Consider the following 21,046-nt stretch of genomic DNA (forward strand, 5'->3'; position numbering starts at 1 on the left):
ACTCTATTTTCGTTGAAAAAATCATCGGCTTCAATAAATTTCAGCAAAGAAAATTCATAAATCAAAAACTTCTGGCAATTCATCTCGAAGATTTGAAAACGATTATTAATGAATTAAAAACGGGGAAACCTTATCAACAAATTTTAGGCGAAACCGAATTTTACGGTCTGAAATTTTTCGTTGACGAAAACGTGCTGATTCCAAGACCTGAAACGGAAGAATTGTTGGAATTGGCAATTCATAAGATTCAAAGTTCAACGTTTAAAATTCAAGGTTTGAAGATTTTGGATATTGGAACGGGAAGCGGAATTATTCCGATTTTGATGAAGAAAAAATTTCCGGAAGCGGAAGTTTCTGCTATTGATTTTTCTGAAAACGCTTTGAAAACGGCCAAAAGAAATGCAGATTTTCATCAGGCTGAAATTCATTTTATCCATCAGGATTATCTGACCGGAAATTTGACTGAAATTTATGACGTTATTATTTCGAATCCGCCTTATATCGGGATGGAGGAAGAAGATGAAATCGCAGATTCGGTAAAAGAGTTTGAACCGAAAATGGCGTTATTTTCTCCGACTGAAAATGCTTTGATTTTCTACGAAAAGATTGCAGAAGATTGTGAAAATCATTTGTCAGAAAACGGAATGGTTTTTTTGGAAATCAATCAGAAATTAGGCGAAGAAACTAGAGATTTGTTTACCCAAGTTTTATCGGAGGTTTATTTGATGAAAGACTTGTCGGAAAATGAAAGGTTTGTTTGGGGCAGGAAATAAGTTTTGGCTAAAGCGAATTGTCGTTGACTTTATATAAATAAACTGAAAATCATCTTATCGCTTTTGAAAAACTTTTCTGCCGTTACTTTTTTCTTTCAAATAACAAACCCCCTGAAATTCTAGCCCCGATGGAAGCGGCATCCTTTTTTGTAGCGCAGCGGAAAAAAAGATATAGCGGACAGCGGGACGGGTTTCTCTAAGAAACAGAAATCCTAGTGCTCCTGAAAATTCTAGTTAATTCTCTTCTTAACGAAAACCATGTAGGTCATATAAATTAGTGGAAGCGCCATGATTCCTAAGTAAAATGCGTTCTCGATAGCCCGCTCCGGCTGCAACGCTACCGCATAAACCAAACCGAAAAATGCACCGCCTAAATGTGCGGCATGTCCGACATTGTCATGCTGTTTCGGATTCAACATCATGTAAACTGAATAGGCGAAATATAAAAAGCCGAAAACAAATCCAGTAATTGGAAGAATAAAGAAAAAATAAAGTTTCATATCTGGAATCATCGCGATGGATGCGAACAAAATTCCAGATACTCCACCACTCGCTCCGATCGCTGAATACCAAGATTGATTTTTGTATAAATAGAGCGAAAAAATATTTCCTAAAAGAATCGAACCAAAATAAACCAGCAAGAATCCGAACGCTCCGAAAACCTGGATAACGATGGGTGCGAAGAAATACAGCGTCATCATATTGAATAACAAATGCATTAAATCTGCGTGCAAAAAACCTGCAGAAATTAAACGCACATATTCTTTGTTGCGCAAAATCGCTCCTACATTGAATTTGTATTTTTCGAAAAGAGCGTGATTGCTAAAAGCGATATAACTGAAAATTGCCGTGCCTGCAATAATGATCAATAAAACTGGACTCATAATTTTTTATAAAATAAAAGTTTCGGTATTCGAAACTTCGGTTTAAACAATTTCTGAAGTTAAACTTCTTGCTAATAATTTTTCGTGCATGGTTTTTAGTTTCTCTAAACTCCCGGTTTTTACAGTGCATTTTCCTTTGTAATGAACGAGCATTGTACATTGTTCTGCCTGTTCTAAGGTGTGACCGCAAATTTCGATGAGTGCTTCTATGACGTAATCAAAAGTATTGACATCGTCATTCCACAAAATCAGTTTATAAACTTCGTCTTCTTTTTCTAAGACCGCAATATCTTCCTCGTACTCTCTCTGCGGTTTTTCGTAGTCCTTAATATTTGCAGGAATATTATAATATACACCCATTTCTTTAATTTTAAAAATTAGCATTCTTTAAATTAAATTTCACCAATTTCATTAGCCATATCATTCATGATGTTTGGTTCGTCGTAGATTAACTCAACCAAATCCACACTTTTATTCTGCATTTTCAGAATCTTAACATGATAATTATTAATAGTAAACTCTTGATTTTCTTCCGGAATATCTTCGAGTTCATGTAAAATAAAACCTGCCAAAGTATTGTATTCACCATCTTCGGAAAGCGGGAATTTTTTGGGGAGACTTTCGTTGATTTCATCTAAAGGTTGTGTCGATTTTACCCAGAAAACATTTTCTCCTACTTTATCGACGATTCTTTCTTCTTCATCTTCTTCATCCTGAATCTCGCCGACCAATTCTTCTAAAATATCTTCCAAGGTAACAATACCTTCAGTCCCACCAAACTCATCAATCACTACTGCTAAATGCTGTTTTTTCTGTTGGAATACTTTCAGCAAATCAGAGATTTTTTTACTCCCAACCACAAAAAAGGCATCGCGCATTAAATGCTTTAAATCATCATGATCGATCTCTCCTTTTCTCTTTACATATTCCCGAATGATTTCTTTGGCGTAAAATATTCCGATAATATTATCAATAGAATCTTTATAGACTGGAAGTCTGGAATAACCACCTTCCATAATTATACTGATGATATCTTCTATCGGTTCTTCAATATCAATGGACGAAATATTCTGTCTTGGGATCATGATTTGTTTGGCAGAATGATCTGTAAAATCAAAAGCATTTTTGATGATTTCGTAATTTTCTTCTTCAATTTCACCAGAATCAGCAGATTGTTTTACAAGCAATTGTAACTCTTCGGTGGAGTGAATTTCCTGTTCTGATGCGGGGTGAATTTTCATCAAACGCAAGAATGCATTTGACATGTGGTTCATGGACCAAATAAATGGTTTGAATACCGTGTAGAAAACACGCAATGGCATTGCGATTGTCATGGCAGTTGCTTCAGATTTTCTAATCGCAATTGATTTCGGAATTAATTCTCCAAAGACAATATGCATTACTGTAATAATCAAGAAACTTAATACAAGTGAGATGGTCGTAATTGTGCCATCTGCAATCGCTAAATTAAAATAGTGAAATAAATTTTCAATAACATGATGCATTGCACTTTCACCGACCCAACCCAATGCAAGAGACGCTAATGTAATCCCCAATTGAGTTGCAGAAAGATATGCATCTAAATGCTTGATAATATGCTCCGCCTGTTTAGCCATCGAATCTCCGTCTGCGGCTTTCAGTTGGATTTGTGAATAACGGACTTTAACGATTGAGAATTCTGCGGCTACGAAAAAACCATTCAGTACTACTAAGAACACAGCTAATAAAAGCTTAATTATGTCAGAATCCATTTAGAAATTTAAAAATATTGCGACAAAGGTACGCAAATAAAATAATTAAAATCAGTTATTTATAGAATAGCATTTATACTTTTTCACAAAAAAAAGCACCGATCAATGTCGGTGCTTTATATTATTTATAAGAGAAAAACCAATTCTTCACTTATAATTTACGAATTCTTCAATGCCTCAGCTCCTCCAACAATTTCCAAAATTTCATTGGTAATTGCAGCTTGACGTGCTTTGTTGTAGAAAATTTTCAGATCATTTCTCAATGCTTCTGCGTTGTCGGTTGCTTTGTGCATTGCGGTCATTCTGGCACCGTGCTCTGAAGCTACTGAATCCAAAATCGCTTTGTAAACCTGAGTTTTTATAGACTTCGGCATTAATACTTCTAATATTTCTGTAGCATTTGGCTCAAAGATATAATCGGTATTAGTAATCTCAGTTTTTTCTGGTAATGCGATTGGTAATAATTGTTCTTTAATTACTTCCTGAGTAGCGGCATTAATGAACTTATTGTAAATCACATATACTTTATCGAAACTCCCCTCACGATAATCTCTCATTACATTTTCTACGAAATTAGAAACAACTTCGAAACTCATACCATCAAAAATCGCACTTTGATTATCGTACACTTTTTTGCTTCTGCGAACTGCATCATAGACTTTTTTACCAACGGTAAGAATTTCTATTTCATGCTCCGAATCTGCAATCGAATGATTCAATTCTTTAATTACAGCAGAGTTAAATGCACCTGCAAGACCTTTATTAGAAGTAACAACAATGTAAAGAACTTTCTTCACTTCTCTTTCTTCGGTATAACTAGACACTCCTTCTAAGTCTACCGTAGAACTTACATTTTCTATAATTTCTTGCAATTTTTCTGAGTAAGGTCTCAACATTACAATAGCATCGGTTGCTTTCTTTAGTTTCGCTGCCGAAACCATTTTCATTGCACTCGTAATTTGCATTGTCGAAGAGATTGAAGTAATTCTTCCTCGTATTTCCTTTAAATTTGCCATTCTTTGAAATCAAAGTTTAAAATTCAGTATTCAAAATTGAAAATCTTGAATACTGAAAATTGAATATTTTTTAGTTGTATTTCGACGCTAATTCGATAGCGGCTTGTTTTAGAACATCTGTAATTGCTTTATCAATTTTTCCAGATTTAATGGCTGCCATTGTTTCAGGATGTTTTGATCTTAGGAACGCTACATATTCTATTTGGAATTCTTTTACTTTCTCGATTGGGATATTTCTCAATAAGTTTTCTGTTCCAACGTAAATCATTGCCACTTGGCTATCCACAGGAAGTGGAGAGTTTACTGGTTGTTTCAAGATTTCTACGTTTCTTTCTCCTTTAGAAATAACTGCTTGAGTTGAAGCATCTAAGTCTGAACCAAATTTAGCAAATGCTTCTAGCTCTTTATATTGAGCTTGATCTAATTTCAAAGTTCCAGAAACTTTTTTCATTGATTTAATCTGAGCATTACCTCCAACACGAGAAACCGAGATCCCTACGTTAATTGCCGGACGAACTCCTGAGTTAAATAAATCTGTTTCCAAGAAAATCTGACCGTCTGTAATTGAAATTACGTTGGTTGGAATATAAGCAGAAACGTCACCTGCCTGAGTTTCGATAATTGGAAGTGCGGTTAAAGAACCTCCTCCTTTTACCAAAGGTCTCAATGAATCTGGTAAATCGTTCATTTGTGCTGCAATGGTATCATCACTGATTACTTTTGCTGCTCTTTCCAATAATCTGGAGTGAAGATAGAAAACGTCTCCTGGATAAGCTTCACGGCCCGGTGGTCTTCTCAACAAAAGAGAAAGCTCACGGTAAGCAACCGCTTGTTTGGATAAATCATCATAGATAATTAATGCTGGACGACCAGTATCACGGAAGAACTCACCAATTGCTGCTCCGGCCATTGGTGCATAAACCTGCATCGGAGCTGGGTCAGAAGCGTTTGCTGCAACAATTACGGTATAAGCTAAAGCGCCTTTATCTTCTAATGTTTTTACAATTTGTGCAACGGTAGAACCTTTTTGTCCAATTGCAACATATATACAGAATACAGGTTCGCCTGCATCATAAAATTCTCTTTGATTAATAATCGTGTCAATCGCTACAACAGTTTTCCCTGTCTGACGGTCACCGATGATTAATTCTCTTTGTCCTCTACCAACAGGAATCATAGAGTCGATTGCAACAATACCCGTTTGTAATGGTTCAGTAACCGGCTGTCTGAAAATTACTCCTGGTGCTTTTCTTTCCAAAGGTAATTCGTAAGTTTCACCTGTGATTGGTCCTTTACCATCAATAGGATTTCCTAAGGTATCTACTACTCTACCCAACATTCCTTCTCCTACTTTAATAGATGAAATTCTTTGAGTTCTGTTAACAGTATCACCTTCTTTTACTAATTTGGATTCACCCAAAAGAGCGACCCCTACATTATCTTCAGCAAGGTTAAGAACGATTCCTTCAACACCGCTTTGGAATTTTACCAATTCACCGTACTGAACATTTTCTAAACCGTACACTAAAGCAATACCATCACCGATGGTTAATACCGTTCCTACTTCTTCTACATTAGATTGCGTATCGAAGTTGGCTAACTGCTGTTTAAGAATTGCAGATACTTCTGCCGGATTTATTTCTGCCATTTTATGGTTGTTTTTGTCTTAATTTAATTGAAATTCTTTTTTCAATCGGCTTAATTTTGATTTTACCGATGCGTCTATTTGTTGATCTCCAACACGTAAGATATATCCTCCTAAAATATCAGGATTGATAATTGATTTCACGTCGAATTGGTTATTATGATTAACAAGTGTTGTTGATTTCAGGATATTATTCATATTGTCCTGAGAAAGCGCAGTTGCAGAAGTCAAAGTAATTCTTTGTACTCCATTCATGTCTTCCACTTTGTTAATAAATTCTTGACCGATATTGCTCAACTGTCCTTCTCTACCCTGCTTAATAACCAACTGAATGATATTCTGGGAAACTGCTGAGAAACTTTTGAAGATTTCATTAGCAATGCTAATTTTTTTCTTGCTATCAATAATCGGAGAATTAAAAAAGCTTTGCAACTCTTTTGATTTTTCGATGGTATTCACCAAGTCTTTCATTTCACCAAAAACAGAAGTTGTATTTCCTACTTCCTGCGTGAAATTGAGCAAGCCTTGTGCATACCTTTTTGCAACTTTACTTGTACGCATACTAGTTTAAGTTAGAAGTATTAAGGATATTTGCTACTAATGCATCTTGCGCACCATCGTTATCTAATTTTTGTTTCAAAATAGATTCTGCGATATTTACAGACAAAGAACCAATTTGGCTTTTGATATCCGAAACCGCAGCAGATTTTTCTGCCTGGATGGTTTGTCTAGCAGATTCAATCATTTTATCGCCTTCTGTTTTAGCAAGACCTTTTGCTTCACCTACGATTCTATCTCTAATATCTCTGGCTTCTTTCAAAATCTGGTCACGTTCGATTTTTGCCTCACGGATGATGATTTCGTTTTCAGCTTTCAAGTTTTCAACTTCTTGTTTTGCTAATTTCGCTTGGTTCAGAGAATCTACGATGGTAACTTCTCTTTCGTTAATTGCAGCCATAATTGGCTTCCAAGCAAACTTTGCCAATAAAAACAAGAGGATTAAAAAGGTTAGAGTCATCCAAAACAATAAGCCAATTCCCGGTTCTATCATAATTGTAATTTTTTTGTAATTTTTTTTCTATATGGAATTTAAAAAATTCTTAGCAGAGCCAACCGCGCTGCTAAGAATTGATTTCTGAGGTTTCTTATTTAACGAACGCTCCAAAGATAATCGCGATCAAACCAGCACCCTCGATAAGACCAGCAGCAATAAGCATTGCTCCTTGGATTTTACCTGCTTGCTCTGGTTGTCTTGCAATAGCATCCATTGCGTGTCCACCGATTTTACCAATACCTAGACCAACGCCTAATACTGCTAATCCGATTCCTACGTAAATAAGTCCAGTTCCTTGTGAAATGATTTCCATAATAAAAAATATATAGGTTAAAAATATTCTAAGTTAATTAATGTGCTCCTTCGTGTTCGTGTTCCGCAACTGCGATTCCAATAAACAAAGCTGAAAGAACGGTAAAGATATATGCCTGTAAAGCTGCTACCAACAATTCCAATAATCCGATAAATAGCCCAAGTGGAACTGAAGCGAATCCTAAAAGCGGTGTTTTAAAGATAAAGATCAATGACATAATCGCCAATACCATAATGTGACCTGCAGTAATGTTTGCAAATAGACGCATCATTAATGCAAATGGTTTTGTGAAAACCCCAATGATTTCAATTGGAACCATGATCGGGTACAATAATAAAGGTACTGGTGGCATGAAGATATGTTTCCAGTAATCTTTGTTCGCACTGAAGATGGTAATTAATAAAGTGATAATTGCTAAAACCGCTGTTGTTGCGATGTTTCCTGTTAAGTTATAACCGAATGGCGCAAATGGAATCAAACCAAACATATTATTAAACCAAATAAAGAAAAATACGGTTAATAAGTAAGGCATGAATTTTTTATATTTTTTAGCCCCGATATTAGGAATCGCTACTTCATCTCTAATGAAAAGAATAATTGGCTCCATAAATCTACCAAATCCACTTGGCACTAAAGATTTAGCATACCCTCTCGCCATTCCTATAAATACAAAGAACATAAAGAAGATCGAGATAAAAATCGCCGCTACGTTTTTGGTAATAGAGAAATCATAAAATGCATTTTCTGCTGTATGCTTTCCACTCATTACTGAAAATAATTTTGCGTGTTCTAAGCCTTGAGTCGATTTTACAATACCATTTTCTAAAGTATAACCGTCGTGTTCATGACCGTGAGCAATCGAACTTGACATCATCATATGAAGTCCGTTTTTATCTTTAATAATTACTGGTAAAGGAATAGAAACGTGGTGCTCTTCCGGCGTTCCTTCGTGTAAAGTTAAGATATGCCACTCATTCGCATCGCTAATGTGGCTCATAATCATTTCCTTCGCATTGAATTTTTGATTATCATCTACAATTTTCTGTTCTAAAGTTTCCGGGGTTGTTGCTTCAACTTCTTGCTGTGCATAAGTGAAAACACTTGCAAGCGTAAGAAATAAAACGAAAAATAAAGAAGAAATTCTCTTGTTCATAGGTCAAATTTATCGGTTTGCAAATATATTGAATTTATTAAAACTTACCAATACAAAAAATTGATTTTTATCAGTTATTTTCAGGAACGATTTAACAACCGTATTACTTTGAAATATAAGACAAAAGAAGTAACTAAAAAGATTCCGATTACAAATAGAAAATTGGTCTGGTTCGTTTCTAAATTAATAAGCCAATACCCTACCCAGATAATATCCTTAAAAATATTGACCACAAGAAATAACATTGCAGGGTTTTCTGTTTTCATCAGATATTTTTTAAAAACATAATAAATAATTACATTTAATAATGCTGCAGAAACAAATACTAAAACTAAATTGGTTATATTCATTCTGCAAAAATAAGCAACTTTAGAATAATTGAACGAAATTCCTTATTTTTGCAACTCTTAAAGAAAAATTATGTTCAATAGCTTACAGGATAAATTAGATAAAGCGCTTCAGAATATTTCAGGGCGTGGTAAAATTTCAGAAATTAACGTTGCAGAAACGGTAAAGGAAATTCGCCGTGCGTTGGTTGATGCCGACGTTAATTACAAAGTAGCAAAAGACCTCACCAAGCGAGTTCAGGACAAAGCACTCGGGCAAAATGTATTGACGAGTTTAACGCCGGGACAGTTAATGACCAAAATCGTTCACGACGAATTGGTTGAATTAATGGGAAGTACCCATGAAGGGATTAATCTTTCCGGGAAACCTAGCGTTATCTTAATTGCAGGTTTACAAGGTTCTGGTAAAACAACTTTTTCTGGAAAATTAGCGAATTATTTAAAACAAAAAAGAAATAAAAAACCACTTTTGGTGGCATGTGACGTTTACAGACCAGCTGCAATTGAGCAGTTAAAAGTATTAGGTTCACAAACAGGAATCCCGGTTTATACCGAAGAAGGCGCATTAAATCCTTCCTCTATTGCAGAAAATGCAGTGAAATTTGCGAAAGAAAACGGTCACGATGTTGTGATTGTGGATACCGCAGGACGTTTGGCTGTTGATGAAGCAATGATGAACGAGATTAAATCCATTCATTATTTCATCAAACCAGAAGAAACGCTTTTCGTAGTGGATTCGATGACTGGACAAGATGCTGTGAATACTGCGAAAGCCTTTAATGATGCATTGAATTTTGACGGAGTTGTTCTTACGAAATTAGATGGTGATACGCGAGGTGGAGCAGCTTTGACGATTCGTTCGGTAGTAGAAAAACCAATTAAATTTATTTCGACCGGTGAAAAAATGGAAGCACTTGATGTGTTCTATCCGGAAAGAATGGCGGATCGTATTCTTGGAATGGGTGACGTGGTTTCATTAGTAGAAAGAGCGCAGGAACAATTTGACGAGGAAGAAGCGAAAAAACTTCATAAAAAAATTGCCAAAAATGAATTTGGTTTTGATGATTTCTTAAAACAAATCAATCAGATTAAAAAAATGGGGAATATGAAAGATTTAATGGGAATGATTCCAGGAGTTGGAAAAGCCATTAAAGATGTTGATATTCAAGATGATGCTTTTAAACACATCGAAGCGATTATTCACTCGATGACGCCGGAAGAAAGAAGAAGGCCTTCGCTCATCAATACTCAAAGAAAAAATAGAATTGCCAGAGGTGCCGGCAGAAAAATTGAAGATGTAAATGCTTTGATGAAACAGTTTGAGCAGATGGGGAAAATGATGAAAATGATGCAGGGACCACAAGGAAAACAAATGATGGAAATGATGAGTAAAGGAATGCCGAAAATGCCAGGAATGGGCGGCAATCTATTTGGAAGATAAAAATTAGCAACTGGCCATTGGCAAAAATATAAAACTCCCGAATCCTTATGATTCGGGAGTTTTTACTTGTTAAAAATACAATTACTATTTCAAGAATACAGAAATACCAATTCCTAGTCCTAAATTATTTGTATCACTTTCAAAATCTTTATTCTCACTGTACTTTAGATGAAGTGCTGAATAATTTAATCCTAAATTTAAGGCAACATTTGGCTTTACAAAATAAGCAACACCCGCTCCAAATCCGTATGCTATACCATTTAATTTAAAATCTGCATTTCCTTCAGTTGTTTTATTTGTAGCGTATCCTACACCTGCTTCAACATAAGGTTTAACCTCTCCCGTAACTGGAAAAAAATATGACAATTGAGGAATAATAACAAAAGTATCAGATTTTGAATCTTCAACTTTTGAGTTTGTATAATTCAAACCTACACCAATAGCCAAATAATCAATTATAAAATAACCAGCAGCAGGAGCAAAAGAAAATGTTGATGTTTTAATTTCACTTACTTCTTGACCTTTCAATTTTGCTTTAGCATTTGTTGAATTAAAAGCAATTTCAGATTTGCCAGATACCATCCATGTTCCTTTTTCAGTTTGAGCATTCACTGCTCCGAAAAATACAATTGCACCAAAAAGTAATACTTTTTTCATATTTTAAAATTTTAATTGGAAAGATATATTTTTTATTAATAGAATTCAAAACAAAAAAACCCGCCAAAAGCGGGATTTAATAAGTGTTTTTTAGAAATTACTTACCAAAAGAGTAAGCATATCCTAAATTAATTGCGCTTGCAGTATATCCGTTTCTAGACAATCCCAAATACCCTACATACACTTCACTTGGTCCAAAATGGTAAGCAGCTTTTGGCTGAAAATAAAATCCACCATCACTTGTCCCACTCGCAAAAAGCAAACCATATCCTAAATCTACTCCCAAACTAAATTGTGGAGAGAGTTTATATTCTGCCGCTGCTGCTATTGGAATCATACTGTCCGTATTATGACCACTTTTCCCTATCCACGCAGAATATCCCGTAGCAACTCCTAAATTAAATTCTGCTGCAACTGGCCACATATAAGCTGCATCTATACCAAGTAATACACTAGTAGAAGAACTAGCATCACCAACAGGCAGCCCAACATGGGCACCTAATTTGAAATTTCCTGCTGTTTGAGCATTTACTGCTCCAAAAAGTGCAATAGCACCTACTAACAATACTTTTTTCATGGTTTTAAAATTTTAATTGTTATGTAAATGTAAAACTATTTTTTTTAAATTAACCAAGCACTAACAAATATTTCATACCATAAATCACATTCTAATGAAAATTATTTTATCTCAAAAGAAGACAAACGCTATGTTTAAAAAAATCTTATTACAAGAGCATCAATTTCAAAAACACTATTTGTTTTATTTATTACATCAAAAACCTACATGATAAATGGTGAACTATTCTTCACGTTGTCTTTTTTCCTCTTTTCCGTAAGCATTAATAATTTTTCTAACCACAGGATGTCTCACCACATCTTCTTCTGTAAGATGTACAAATCCAATTTCTTCTACGTCCTTTAGAATCCGCATAGCCTCTTTCAAACCAGACTTTTGCCGCATCGGTAAATCAACCTGAGTTGGATCACCGGTGATGATGAATTTAGCATTCATACCCATTCTGGTGAGAAACATTTTCATTTGAGAATGCGTCGTATTTTGTGCCTCATCTAATATAACGAAAGCTTCATCCAGAGTTCGTCCTCTCATAAACGCAAGCGGAGCTACTTCAATAACATTTTTTTCGATAAAACCTTCTAACTTCTCATGAGGAATCATATCACGAAGCGCATCATAAAGTGGCTGTAAATAAGGATCTAATTTTTCTTTCAAATCTCCGGGCAGAAAACCCAAACTCTCCCCTGCTTCTACGGCAGGTCTCGTCAAAATAATTCTCTTCACTTCTTTATCCCGCAAGGCTCTTACTGCCAATGCAACGCTGGTGTACGTTTTTCCTGTTCCGGCTGGTCCAATGGCAAATACCATGTCTTTAGTTTCAGACGCTTTTACTAACTTTTTTAGATTAGTGGTTTTGGCTTTAATGATTTTACCATTAACTCCTTTTACAATAATATCCTGATCGAAAACCATTTGTTTTTCGGCTTCATCTTTTAGATTTAAGATGCTTTCGAAATCTTTTAACGTAATCGAATTGTTCTTTGATATAAAACTTACGACATCATTTAATTTAATTTTCAATACATCCAAGGCTTCCTGAGTTCCTAAAGCAAGGATGAAATGATCTCTTCCTGTAATTTTCAGCGTAGGAAATTTAGATTTTAATAAATTAAAATATTGGTTATTGACTCCATAAAAAGTTTTGGCATCGATGCCTTCAATTTCGTATTTCAGTTCAAACATTGATCTGCGGTTTTAATTTTTATTTTGATTAAAAGTATCAATTTTATTTCAAATATCAGGCTAACTTTTCCACAATGATGCTTAAAATATTTTTTTTAAACTAAATTTGTGCTTTCCTAAAAATAAACATGTCAGTTATTACCTTCACTTCAGATTACGGATTGGTCGATCACAGAGTTGCTTCTGTAAAAGGTGCTATTTTGAATTTAAAAGAAGAGGTTACTATTGTTGATATCACGCATCAAATACAGGCATACAATCTTCTGCAGACCGCTTATATTGTAAGAAATGCTTATTCTTATTTCCCAAAAGGTACGGTTCATATTATCTCCGTGGACAGTTTTTACACCAAAGAAAGAAAATGCATTCTCTATAAAGCAGATGACCATTATTTCATCGCTGCAGATAATGGAGTTTTGAGCTTGATTTTTTATGATATCAATCCGGAAGCGGTATATGAAATCACCTTCAATAACCGTTTTGATGATGAAGTCTCCTTTACCTCAACCGATATTTTTGCACCAGCTGCGGTGCATCTTAAAAATGGTGGTTTGCCTGAAGTTATTGGTCGGAAATTTAAAACTCCAAAACAACTTTCTTTCCCTCGTGCCGTCTTTAATGAAAGTGAAAAAATGCTGATTGGTGAAATTATGTACATCGATAATTTTGGAAATGTGGTTTCTAATATTACCAAAAAATTCTTTGAAAAAAGCGGTATTGGTTTTGAAAATTTCATCTTAAAGTTTAGAAATTTAGCATTGTCTAGAATACATAATCAATACACGGATTTGGTTCATGACTGGACCAAGGAACAAGAATTTCATGGGAAAGCGGCTGCGGTTTTTAATGACGCTGGTTTGCTGGAATTAACGATCTATAAAGGAAATGGTGAAAGCGGCGCCAAAACACTTTTTGGTTTGCAAGTTGGCGAAAGCATCTATATCGAATATCAATAAAAAAACTTTAAAATAAAAATAGCCGACATTTCAAACGTCGGCTATTCTTATTATACTATAATTCCTTTTATGGTTTAATGATTTTCTTAATCACCGTTTCTTTTGTGGTTACAATGCTCACCATGTAAGTTCCAGAAGGTGTGGCAGAAAGATCTATCTTTTCTTGTAATCCAGAAGATTTGGCTCCTGTTTTTACTAATTTACCAGAAGCATCAAACACTTGATAAGATTGAATTTGATCTTTAGAACTTATGGTGAAAATTCCTTTCGTAGCACTTGGCGAAACAGCTATCGCATTTGCACGGGAACTTTCGCTGGTTCCTAAAGACTTACATTCAAAACTTGAAACCCAACCCGGAGCAGTATTCGTATTATTTGAAATAAATCTTACCGTAATTGCGCCAGTTGCATGGCTAGATTCAAAAGGTCCAGGAATCGTGTTTCCACTTATAGTTGAAGGACCGGGAAATCTTGGAGAGGTAATCGTAGGACCATTATAAATAATTAAATAATCTAGACCCGGCTCAGTATCAAACTCAGTAAATGTAAGTTTTAACTTATCGGCAGGATTTAAAGGATAGAAGGTTTTAGTGATTGATTGGTTGTTACCATAATTTGCATTTTCACCACCTGGATCAGTAAATTTAATTCCACTGCACCAGTTCGCATCTGTTAAAAATAATTGCTCAAGACCCAAAGCTTCTGGACCGGTACACTCTACACCAACTGCTACGGTGTAATACGTCCCCTCTTCTAAATTGGTGAAATTAAGTACTTTATCATTAGTAATTCCTGAAAGAACTATTGTGCCATCTGTTTTTGCAAGTCGGTATTTCCAACTAGTTGACTTATCGTCTGTAATTGTCGCTGTAACTGCATTATTGGTTGTGCCCGATAAAGCCAACTTCGTAACAGTAAAATCACAAGAATTAATACAGTCGCCTCCTAAACATCTGGAAGCATTTATTGTATTTCTGATTAAAGCTCCTGGTTGTTCACCGAATCCATTAGCAAAATTAATGCCTACACTACTTACTAAATGGCAGTAACTCATGATTGTCCCGCCAGCTCCTGTTGGAAGTGGACCATTGCAACCCTCATTATTTCCGGAAGCAGGGCCACAGCCGTCAATTGCCGTATTGTCGCCATTCCAAAAACATGCATGAGTATGCGGCGAACCTAAATTATGACCGATTTCATGAGTCATTGCTTCGATATTCCAAGAATAAGTCGGAACATTTGAATACGTTAAATTTACGCCTGAATAAGAATATTTATAAGTACCACATAAAGCATTAAGATAAGCAATACTCGTCGTTGCGGGATTCCTTACAAGTTGTGCTACATCTCCATTAAAGGTCGTTCTTGTACTTCTAAATTTCCCTAATATTTCTGATGGAGTACCAGTAAACGGATCTGTACTTGTCCAAACATACACTTCACTTAAAGCTACGGTAATTCCGTCATTTGCATAAAGGGTAGAAATATTATTATGCATCGCAGTTAACCAGTTTACAGTGGTGGTAACATTTGACCCATTTTGCGTGTATGGTCCGAAACCAACTTCATAATAAATCCTTACACAATTCGACGTTTTTTTCGCTGTCATTGTTTTGGGATCGTAAGATGTTGTAATTTGTTTATTTTCCGTAAGCTGGTCTGCACCGCATACAAAAGGATTTTCACCTTTTAATTTCGAATCATTATAAGAAACAAAATCCTCTGAGTTTTTTGCTTTTCCCAAAACGATATTACCAACATTTTGAACAGAAGCAACACCCGCCACATCATTATCAAAAAAGCTAATTGCAACGATAGACTCGTTATCACCTTTTACAATACCTTGATAATAAACTCCAGGTGTATATTGTACAAATCCTTTATCAGTATTCACTTTAAAATTCTGAGTGAATAAATTATTTTTTATCAACTCTACAGAAACATTCTTTCCTTCAAATGGAAAACTCATTTCCAAAGTCTCTGGTTTTTCAGAAATAATTCGGTTGATTTCAGAAGTGTTTAATTTCATTACAGTCACGTCTTCTGCGGCTTCCTTATAAAGGTTCTGCTTTTTATTAGACTTATCTACCGTAAACAAGTCATACTTTACAAATGTTCTGTTTGCTGTTTTGAAATTCTTAACTTTTTGTGCGACAGGCTTCAACTCTTGTGAAAATCCTAATGCAAAGAATACCAAACTGAAAAACAACTGGAAAACTCTTTTCATAATACTTACTATTTATTTAATTATTTTACAAAAAAACCAAAAAAAATCGAGATTACCTTTAGATAACGAAATTTTAACACAAATAAAAAAAACCATCATTTTCAAAATTCTAATTATGAGATAATTCCTTTATCTTTGCTTTCAAATTTTTCAAATGCTTTATACCATTATCAAAGCCGTTCATATTATTTTCATGGTCAGTTATTTCGCAGGTGTTTTCTACCTCGCCCGAATCTTTGTTTATTATAAAGATACCGATGAGTATGAAGAAAATAAAAAGCAGGTTCTTCGGGAACAATATGTTTTTATGGCGCGAAGATTATGGAATATCATCACCGTTCCTGCCGGAATAATTATGCTGGTCACTGGTTTAATCATGATTTCTCTGAATTTTGGTTTAATGAAAACGCCTTGGTTTCATCTGAAATTAACCTTTTTAGTCGGACTTGCCTTTTATCATTATTGGTGTTGGAAAAAAGTGTTGCAAATTAAAAATCTTCACGGAAATATTCTTCCGATTGCCAATATCAAACTTCGGCAAGCCAATGAAATAGCCACTTTTATTTTATTCTTGGTCGTCTTTACCGTTATTTTAAAATCAATGGTCATCGAATACTGGTGGCAATTAATTGTAGGATTTATCGTTTTAGTCACCCTTATTATGGCAACCGTGAAACTCGTTAACAAGAAATAGTAAATAGTAAATAGTAAATAGTAAATAGTGAAATTCACAAATTGACTCGACGAAAAATCACCATTCACTCAAAGAAATTCACCATTCACCTAAATTGGTAAATCAATATATTGATACTTTGATAAATTAAAATATGATTGCAATATTAAAAAAAGAACTTTGGACTTATTTCGGAAACTGGAGCGCCTGGTTAATCATCGCTGCTTTTAGTTTAATAGGAACACTTTTTTTATTCTTCTTTGAAAATGATTCTAATATTTTCGATATCGGATCCGCAACTTTACAAAGTTATTTTGTACTCGTTCCCTGGCTTTTAATGTTTATTATTCCGGCAATTTCGATGAAGACTTTGGCAGAAGAACAACAATCGGGAACACTAAACTGGTTATTTTCACAACCTATTAAAATATCAGAAATCATCATCGGCAAATTCTTGTCCGTTTGGTTGGTTGGTATTTTATGTTTGTTACCTTCACTGGTTTATTTATACACTGTTTATGTTTTAGGCGTTCCAGAAGGAAATATTGATTTAGGCGCAACCTTCGGAAGTTATTTTGGTTTAATGATTCTCATTGCCGCTTTTTCTGCAGTCGGGATTTTAGCCTCATCACTTTCTCAAAACCAAATTATGGCGTATTTGCTCGGCGTTTTCCTGTCTTTCTTTTTGTATTTCGGAATCGAGCAATTGGCAAGTTATAAATTATTGGGTGGCGCAGATTATTTCCTTTCTAATATAGGCTTTTATCAACATTTTATGGCTTTTACAAGAGGATTAATCGACACTCGTGATATTTTCTATTTCTTTTTAATAATTGGAATTTGTTTATTCCTAGCCAAAATTTATGTAGAAAAGAAAAAATAATTGAATTTTTTATCGCTTTTAAAATGAACAAAAAAAACCTCATCTATAGTATTCTTGCTCTCGTTTTATTACTGGGAACTTTCGGGATTTTCTCTAAGCGTTTTGATCTTACACAAGAGAAAAGATATACCCTTTCTGAATCGACCACTAAAGTTTTAGAATCGGTTAAAAAACCTTTGACTTTTAATGTTTATTTGGAAGGTGATTTTCCGGCGAGTTTCCGTCAGTTGCAGAACGAAACAAAATTCATTTTAGAAGAATTTCGAAAAGTAAATCCGAAAATAGACTTTAAGTTTATAGATCCGATTAAGACCAAAATGTCCAAAGATACTTTGGCTGCGATGGGAATGCAACCGTCGATATTACCCGATATGAAAGAAGGCAAAATTTCTGAAATCGTGATGTTTCCTTATGCCTCGATCAAATATGGCTCTCATGGAACTTCGATTCCTTTAATCGTTAATTTAAGTGGAATTGATGCTTCTGAACAATTGAGCAAATCGATAGAAAACTTAGAATATAATTTTGTTTCCAATATTAAAAGAATTACTGAAGACCGTAAAAAAAATATCGGAATTCTAATCAATCAAGATGAACTTCGTCCAGATGAGTTTCGCGGCTTTATGGAAATGGCTTTAGAAAACTATAATGCCGGACCGATTATCCCCAAAAATCAAACAGAACTGACTTACGCTGATGTTCCGCAACTTCAGCACATGGATGCTTTGGTCATCGCAAAACCGAGAAAGGCTTTTACCGAAAATGAAAAGGTGATTCTGGACCAATACATCATGAATGGCGGAAAAACCCTGTGGATGATCGATGCCGTGAATGCTGAAATGGACACGCTTTTTCACGCCAAAAAAATCATGGCTTATCCGATGGATGTGAACTTAACCGATTTCTTTTTTAATTATGGAATTCGATTAAATGCTGGTTTGGTAAAGGATATGAAGAAGTCTGCACTCATCAGAATCGTCTCTGGTGAAGTTGCCGGAAATCCACAATACAGCAGTTTTCTATGGCCTTATTTTCCTTTAGGAATTGCAGAAAATAAAAATCCGATTACCAAAAATATCAATCCTGTAAAATTTGAATTTCCAACTTCGATTGATACTTTAGGACGCAAAAATATTAAGACTAAAGTTTTGTTTGAATCGAGTGAAAGAACCAATATCAAACAAGTTCCTAATTACGTTGCTCTAGCTGAAATCGTTCGGACCGATTCGTTGAGCGAAGTTGACAAACCAACTCAACCCAAAATATATGCGGTTAGTTTAGAAGGAAAATTCAGTTCCGCTTATGCCACCAGAAGTGAACGAAACATCTATCCTAATTTCAAAGCACAAAGTCCGGAAAACAAGATGATTATTATCGCCGACGGTGACGTGGGAAGAAATCAAATTTATAAAGGAAACCCGCTCCCACTGGGTGAAGATTTATTAACGAAACAATCTTATGGCAATGAGCAGTTTCTGAGAAATGCCCTCGATTTTCTTGTAGACGATTCTAATTTAATGGAATTAAGAAACCGAAATATCGAAGCCCGATTACTCGACCGGCAAAGAATCGACGAAGAAAAAACCGACTGGCAATGGATTAATTTATTGCTTCCATTGGCAATTATTGGATTGTTGGGAGGATTTTTTTATTGGTTAAGAAAACGGAAATTTAGCTAAAATTTCAAGGTTCAAAGAAGTTTAAACATCTTTTATAAAATCCTCATATTCATAAAAGACTTTTTCAAATCCATCCATTTTTTCAACAAAAAATTCAAAGATTCCTTGCCACGTATTTTTATTGTAAATAGAAACATTTTCTTTGGTAACCCAAAACCTAGAAATCACTTTTCCGTTTTCTAAAGTGTAAAATTCGTCTTTATGAATCTCGCCTAATTCTTCTTCTAAAATCGATTCGAGCGACCACATTTTTTCGAAATACGCATTGCGAAAGAGTTCATCGTTTATTTCTATATCCAGTGAAACTTCGGCTTTCTTTGGATCAGCATTAAATTTAAAGGCGAAATCTTTAATTTTGGTATTATACAAAACCCACTTTCGCGGAAAACTTTTTCCAAAAGCGATCCAGAATTCTTTTCTAAGTTGTTGTGCTTCTTCTTTGCTAAACATTGAAATAATTTAAGAACTGCGAAACTAATCAAAATATCATATCCTATCGAGTTGCAGCGCATTATTTTTTTTGGAGCGCACAAATTACATGGATTTACAAAGATTTTTCTATTTAAAAAATATTTCAGTTCAATTTTACTAATTAAGAATTCAGATGTTCGTAGCAAAAAAAAGTTAAAGTGTTTACTCTGATACTCTTTCTGGCTTCTAAAAACTTTTACCTAATCTTGCTTCATACTATCCAAAAAATCACAATATGGTTTAAGAGCGCTTTCTTATCTCATCGAGAAAAAAGACGAAGTTCTGTTTTGATTTCTGATATTGCAAATGAGAAAAAAATTCCTTTAAAGTTTTTAGAAAATATTCTTCTCGAACTGAAAAAAGCCGAAATTCGGGATAGTAAAAAAAGAAAAGGTGGCGGTTATTTTTTTGGGGGCAAATCCAGCCGAGGTTTCCCTTGCCACGATTATCAGATTGGTGAATAGTCCTATTGACATGATCCCATTTGTGATGTATCCATTTTCATGAGCAATGCCTGAATTGCAACCAGCAACACTGTGGTTTACATGACGTTCTTTAGGTCAAGAAGACCAAATTTACCGATGTTATTTTCAAAAATAAATTACCCATCAAAGTGTTCACGATGGATACCGCACCTTTCGCCGCTATGTTGACGAGCAAAACTTCCATTAAGAAAATGTTCGTGGTTATTGGGATTCTTATTATTACTTTAAGTTTTATTTCGATTGTAAAATCGGTGGGTTAATGATTTCAAATTTGATATTCAGAATTTCATCAAGCAAATAAAACCTTCCTAAAGCAATATCCAAAATTACACGGATGAAAGTTTTCGTTGAAAGATTTGTAACATTTAGCCACCGCTTCTTTTTCATTCACATTTTTTTAGTAATTTAGTTCACGAAAAAAGCATCGGCTACATTTGGTCTTTCTTAAATTAAAGTTCTTCGAAAACCCGCACTTCGCCAATACTTTTTCGTTAGCTGTAATGGTTTCCAAAATATCGTTTAATATTCTGCTATGAAAATATTTCTTCTAATTTTCACCTTTAGTTTCGGATTAATTTCCGCTCAAACTCACCGATTTATTTATGAATTTAAGTTTAAGCAAAATCCTAAGCAAACTGAATTCAAAAAAGAAAATATGACTTTGGACATCAATCCAGAAAATGTGAAATTTTATAATTATCACTATGTAACAATTGATTCAACAAACATTACAAAAGGACAAAATAGTCAACTCTGGGACACTTCTACTCCTGTTGTGGTTCGATTAAAAAATTCAAATACTTACAATAATTATAACCTAATTAATGATGTATTTGTTTTTGATACTGAAAATAATATCAATTGGAATCTCGATAAAGA

Annotated in this window: 22 protein-coding genes and 1 pseudogene; 9 read left to right on the top strand and 14 right to left on the bottom strand. The window is 34.6% G+C overall.

The window, feature by feature from the left end; translation table 11 throughout:
* Positions 1-773, top strand: a 773-nt coding sequence (prmC, locus tag WBY99_RS09950) for a peptide chain release factor N(5)-glutamine methyltransferase (RefSeq protein ID WP_423976179.1), incomplete at its 5' end; no start/stop codon positions are given.
* Between the two features lie 230 nt (positions 774-1,003).
* Here prmC and WBY99_RS09955 read toward each other — a convergent pair.
* From WBY99_RS09955 to atpB, 9 genes are all read right to left on the bottom strand, one after another.
* Complete coding sequence (locus WBY99_RS09955; RefSeq protein ID WP_423976180.1) at positions 1,004-1,657, bottom strand: rhomboid family intramembrane serine protease; 654 nt, start codon at positions 1,655-1,657, stop codon at positions 1,004-1,006.
* A gap of 42 nt (positions 1,658-1,699) precedes the next feature.
* Positions 1,700-2,017, bottom strand: coding sequence for an ATP-dependent Clp protease adaptor ClpS (locus WBY99_RS09960; protein ID WP_423976199.1), 318 nt, complete (start codon positions 2,015-2,017; stop codon positions 1,700-1,702).
* 32 nt (positions 2,018-2,049) lie between these two features.
* Positions 2,050-3,408 carry a hemolysin family protein gene (locus WBY99_RS09965; protein WP_423976181.1) on the bottom strand — a complete coding sequence of 453 codons (1,359 nt, stop codon included), beginning with the start codon at positions 3,406-3,408 and terminating at the stop codon, positions 2,050-2,052.
* A gap of 158 nt (positions 3,409-3,566) precedes the next feature.
* Positions 3,567-4,424, bottom strand: a complete 858-nt coding sequence (gene atpG / locus WBY99_RS09970; protein ID WP_423976182.1) for an ATP synthase F1 subunit gamma — start codon at positions 4,422-4,424, stop codon at positions 3,567-3,569.
* A gap of 70 nt (positions 4,425-4,494) precedes the next feature.
* Entirely contained in the window at positions 4,495-6,072 is a 1,578-nt protein-coding gene (atpA, locus tag WBY99_RS09975; RefSeq protein WP_423976183.1) for a F0F1 ATP synthase subunit alpha, read from the bottom strand.
* A gap of 18 nt (positions 6,073-6,090) precedes the next feature.
* Positions 6,091-6,630: an ATP synthase F1 subunit delta gene (gene atpH, locus WBY99_RS09980; RefSeq protein ID WP_423976184.1), complete on the bottom strand. Its 540-nt coding sequence runs from the start codon at positions 6,628-6,630 to the stop codon at positions 6,091-6,093.
* A 1-nt stretch (position 6,631) separates the two neighbouring features.
* Positions 6,632-7,120: a F0F1 ATP synthase subunit B gene (atpF, locus tag WBY99_RS09985; RefSeq protein ID WP_423976185.1), complete on the bottom strand. Its 489-nt coding sequence runs from the start codon at positions 7,118-7,120 to the stop codon at positions 6,632-6,634.
* 94 nt (positions 7,121-7,214) lie between these two features.
* Positions 7,215-7,436, bottom strand: coding sequence for an ATP synthase F0 subunit C (locus WBY99_RS09990; protein ID WP_034716508.1), 222 nt, complete (start codon positions 7,434-7,436; stop codon positions 7,215-7,217).
* Between the two features lie 37 nt (positions 7,437-7,473).
* Positions 7,474-8,589, bottom strand: a complete 1,116-nt coding sequence (gene atpB, locus WBY99_RS09995) for a F0F1 ATP synthase subunit A (RefSeq protein WP_423976186.1) — start codon at positions 8,587-8,589, stop codon at positions 7,474-7,476.
* 420 nt (positions 8,590-9,009) lie between these two features.
* On the opposite strand from atpB, the gene ffh reads away from it, so the two are divergent.
* The gene (ffh, locus tag WBY99_RS10000; RefSeq protein WP_423976187.1) at positions 9,010-10,377 is read left to right on the top strand and encodes a signal recognition particle protein; all 1,368 of its coding nucleotides are present in this window, start codon (positions 9,010-9,012) and stop codon (positions 10,375-10,377) included.
* Between the two features lie 84 nt (positions 10,378-10,461).
* Here the strand turns inward: ffh and WBY99_RS10005 are convergent, their stop codons facing one another.
* The 3 genes from WBY99_RS10005 to WBY99_RS10015 all read right to left on the bottom strand — a co-directional run bounded on the left by WBY99_RS10005 (position 10,462) and on the right by WBY99_RS10015 (position 12,793).
* The gene (locus tag WBY99_RS10005; protein ID WP_423976188.1) at positions 10,462-11,034 is read right to left on the bottom strand and encodes an outer membrane protein; all 573 of its coding nucleotides are present in this window, start codon (positions 11,032-11,034) and stop codon (positions 10,462-10,464) included.
* 97 nt (positions 11,035-11,131) lie between these two features.
* On the bottom strand, positions 11,132-11,611 hold the full coding sequence (locus WBY99_RS10010) for a hypothetical protein (RefSeq protein WP_423976189.1): 480 nt from the start codon (positions 11,609-11,611) through the stop codon (positions 11,132-11,134).
* Between the two features lie 222 nt (positions 11,612-11,833).
* Positions 11,834-12,793, bottom strand: coding sequence for a PhoH family protein (locus WBY99_RS10015; protein WP_423976190.1), 960 nt, complete (start codon positions 12,791-12,793; stop codon positions 11,834-11,836).
* Between the two features lie 128 nt (positions 12,794-12,921).
* Between WBY99_RS10015 and WBY99_RS10020 the strand changes: the two genes are divergently transcribed.
* Entirely contained in the window at positions 12,922-13,749 is an 828-nt protein-coding gene (locus tag WBY99_RS10020; protein WP_423976191.1) for an SAM hydrolase/SAM-dependent halogenase family protein, read from the top strand.
* Positions 13,750-13,816: 67 nt separating this feature from the next.
* On the opposite strand, the gene WBY99_RS10025 is transcribed toward WBY99_RS10020, so the two are convergent.
* Complete coding sequence (locus WBY99_RS10025) at positions 13,817-15,976, bottom strand: M12 family metallo-peptidase (protein WP_423976192.1); 2,160 nt, start codon at positions 15,974-15,976, stop codon at positions 13,817-13,819.
* Positions 15,977-16,130: 154 nt separating this feature from the next.
* On the opposite strand from WBY99_RS10025, the gene WBY99_RS10030 reads away from it, so the two are divergent.
* From WBY99_RS10030 to gldG, 3 genes are all read left to right on the top strand, one after another.
* Complete coding sequence (locus WBY99_RS10030) at positions 16,131-16,670, top strand: CopD family protein (protein ID WP_423976193.1); 540 nt, start codon at positions 16,131-16,133, stop codon at positions 16,668-16,670.
* A gap of 133 nt (positions 16,671-16,803) precedes the next feature.
* A complete protein-coding gene (locus tag WBY99_RS10035) occupies positions 16,804-17,532 on the top strand; it encodes an ABC transporter permease subunit (RefSeq protein ID WP_423976194.1) in 729 nt (242 codons plus the stop codon).
* 23 nt (positions 17,533-17,555) lie between these two features.
* Entirely contained in the window at positions 17,556-19,211 is a 1,656-nt protein-coding gene (gene gldG / locus WBY99_RS10040) for a gliding motility-associated ABC transporter substrate-binding protein GldG (RefSeq protein WP_423976195.1), read from the top strand.
* 21 nt (positions 19,212-19,232) lie between these two features.
* Here gldG and WBY99_RS10045 read toward each other — a convergent pair whose 3' ends face one another.
* Complete coding sequence (locus WBY99_RS10045; RefSeq protein ID WP_423976196.1) at positions 19,233-19,661, bottom strand: DUF4268 domain-containing protein; 429 nt, start codon at positions 19,659-19,661, stop codon at positions 19,233-19,235.
* A 308-nt stretch (positions 19,662-19,969) separates the two neighbouring features.
* Here WBY99_RS10045 and WBY99_RS10050 point away from each other — a divergent pair, with 308 nt between their 5' ends.
* From WBY99_RS10050 to WBY99_RS10060, 3 genes and pseudogenes are all read left to right on the top strand, one after another.
* The gene (locus WBY99_RS10050; RefSeq protein WP_423976197.1) at positions 19,970-20,146 is read left to right on the top strand and encodes a hypothetical protein; all 177 of its coding nucleotides are present in this window, start codon (positions 19,970-19,972) and stop codon (positions 20,144-20,146) included.
* Between the two features lie 158 nt (positions 20,147-20,304).
* Positions 20,305-20,427, top strand: coding sequence for a hypothetical protein (locus WBY99_RS10055; RefSeq protein ID WP_423976198.1), 123 nt, complete (start codon positions 20,305-20,307; stop codon positions 20,425-20,427).
* Between the two features lie 272 nt (positions 20,428-20,699).
* Positions 20,700-21,046: pseudogene (locus WBY99_RS10060) on the top strand (GLPGLI family protein); the annotation flags it as partial.

The organism is Kaistella sp. (assembly GCF_049588135.1).
Lineage (GTDB): Bacteria > Bacteroidota > Bacteroidia > Flavobacteriales > Weeksellaceae > Kaistella.

Excerpts from the sequence above, each read along its gene's own strand:
- WBY99_RS09960 (WP_423976199.1), bottom strand. The coding sequence starts at position 2,017 with ATGGGTGTATATTATAATATTCCTGCAAATATTAAGGACTACGAAAAA.
- WBY99_RS10005 (WP_423976188.1), bottom strand. The coding sequence starts at position 11,034 with ATGAAAAAAGTATTACTTTTTGGTGCAATTGTATTTTTCGGAGCAGTG.
- atpG (WP_423976182.1), bottom strand. The coding sequence starts at position 4,424 with ATGGCAAATTTAAAGGAAATACGAGGAAGAATTACTTCAATCTCTTCG.
- WBY99_RS10030 (WP_423976193.1), top strand. The coding sequence starts at position 16,131 with ATGCTTTATACCATTATCAAAGCCGTTCATATTATTTTCATGGTCAGT.
- gldG (WP_423976195.1), top strand. The coding sequence starts at position 17,556 with ATGAACAAAAAAAACCTCATCTATAGTATTCTTGCTCTCGTTTTATTA.
- WBY99_RS10045 (WP_423976196.1), bottom strand. The coding sequence starts at position 19,661 with ATGTTTAGCAAAGAAGAAGCACAACAACTTAGAAAAGAATTCTGGATC.
- atpH (WP_423976184.1), bottom strand. The coding sequence starts at position 6,630 with ATGCGTACAAGTAAAGTTGCAAAAAGGTATGCACAAGGCTTGCTCAAT.
- atpB (WP_423976186.1), bottom strand. The coding sequence starts at position 8,589 with ATGAACAAGAGAATTTCTTCTTTATTTTTCGTTTTATTTCTTACGCTT.
- WBY99_RS10020 (WP_423976191.1), top strand. The coding sequence starts at position 12,922 with ATGTCAGTTATTACCTTCACTTCAGATTACGGATTGGTCGATCACAGA.
- WBY99_RS10055 (WP_423976198.1), top strand. The coding sequence starts at position 20,305 with ATGGATACCGCACCTTTCGCCGCTATGTTGACGAGCAAAACTTCCATT.
- WBY99_RS10015 (WP_423976190.1), bottom strand. The coding sequence starts at position 12,793 with ATGTTTGAACTGAAATACGAAATTGAAGGCATCGATGCCAAAACTTTT.
- atpA (WP_423976183.1), bottom strand. The coding sequence starts at position 6,072 with ATGGCAGAAATAAATCCGGCAGAAGTATCTGCAATTCTTAAACAGCAG.
- WBY99_RS09965 (WP_423976181.1), bottom strand. The coding sequence starts at position 3,408 with ATGGATTCTGACATAATTAAGCTTTTATTAGCTGTGTTCTTAGTAGTA.
- WBY99_RS09955 (WP_423976180.1), bottom strand. The coding sequence starts at position 1,657 with ATGAGTCCAGTTTTATTGATCATTATTGCAGGCACGGCAATTTTCAGT.
- WBY99_RS10035 (WP_423976194.1), top strand. The coding sequence starts at position 16,804 with ATGATTGCAATATTAAAAAAAGAACTTTGGACTTATTTCGGAAACTGG.
- WBY99_RS09990 (WP_034716508.1), bottom strand. The coding sequence starts at position 7,436 with ATGGAAATCATTTCACAAGGAACTGGACTTATTTACGTAGGAATCGGA.
- ffh (WP_423976187.1), top strand. The coding sequence starts at position 9,010 with ATGTTCAATAGCTTACAGGATAAATTAGATAAAGCGCTTCAGAATATT.
- WBY99_RS10025 (WP_423976192.1), bottom strand. The coding sequence starts at position 15,976 with ATGAAAAGAGTTTTCCAGTTGTTTTTCAGTTTGGTATTCTTTGCATTA.
- WBY99_RS10010 (WP_423976189.1), bottom strand. The coding sequence starts at position 11,611 with ATGAAAAAAGTATTGTTAGTAGGTGCTATTGCACTTTTTGGAGCAGTA.
- atpF (WP_423976185.1), bottom strand. The coding sequence starts at position 7,120 with ATGATAGAACCGGGAATTGGCTTATTGTTTTGGATGACTCTAACCTTT.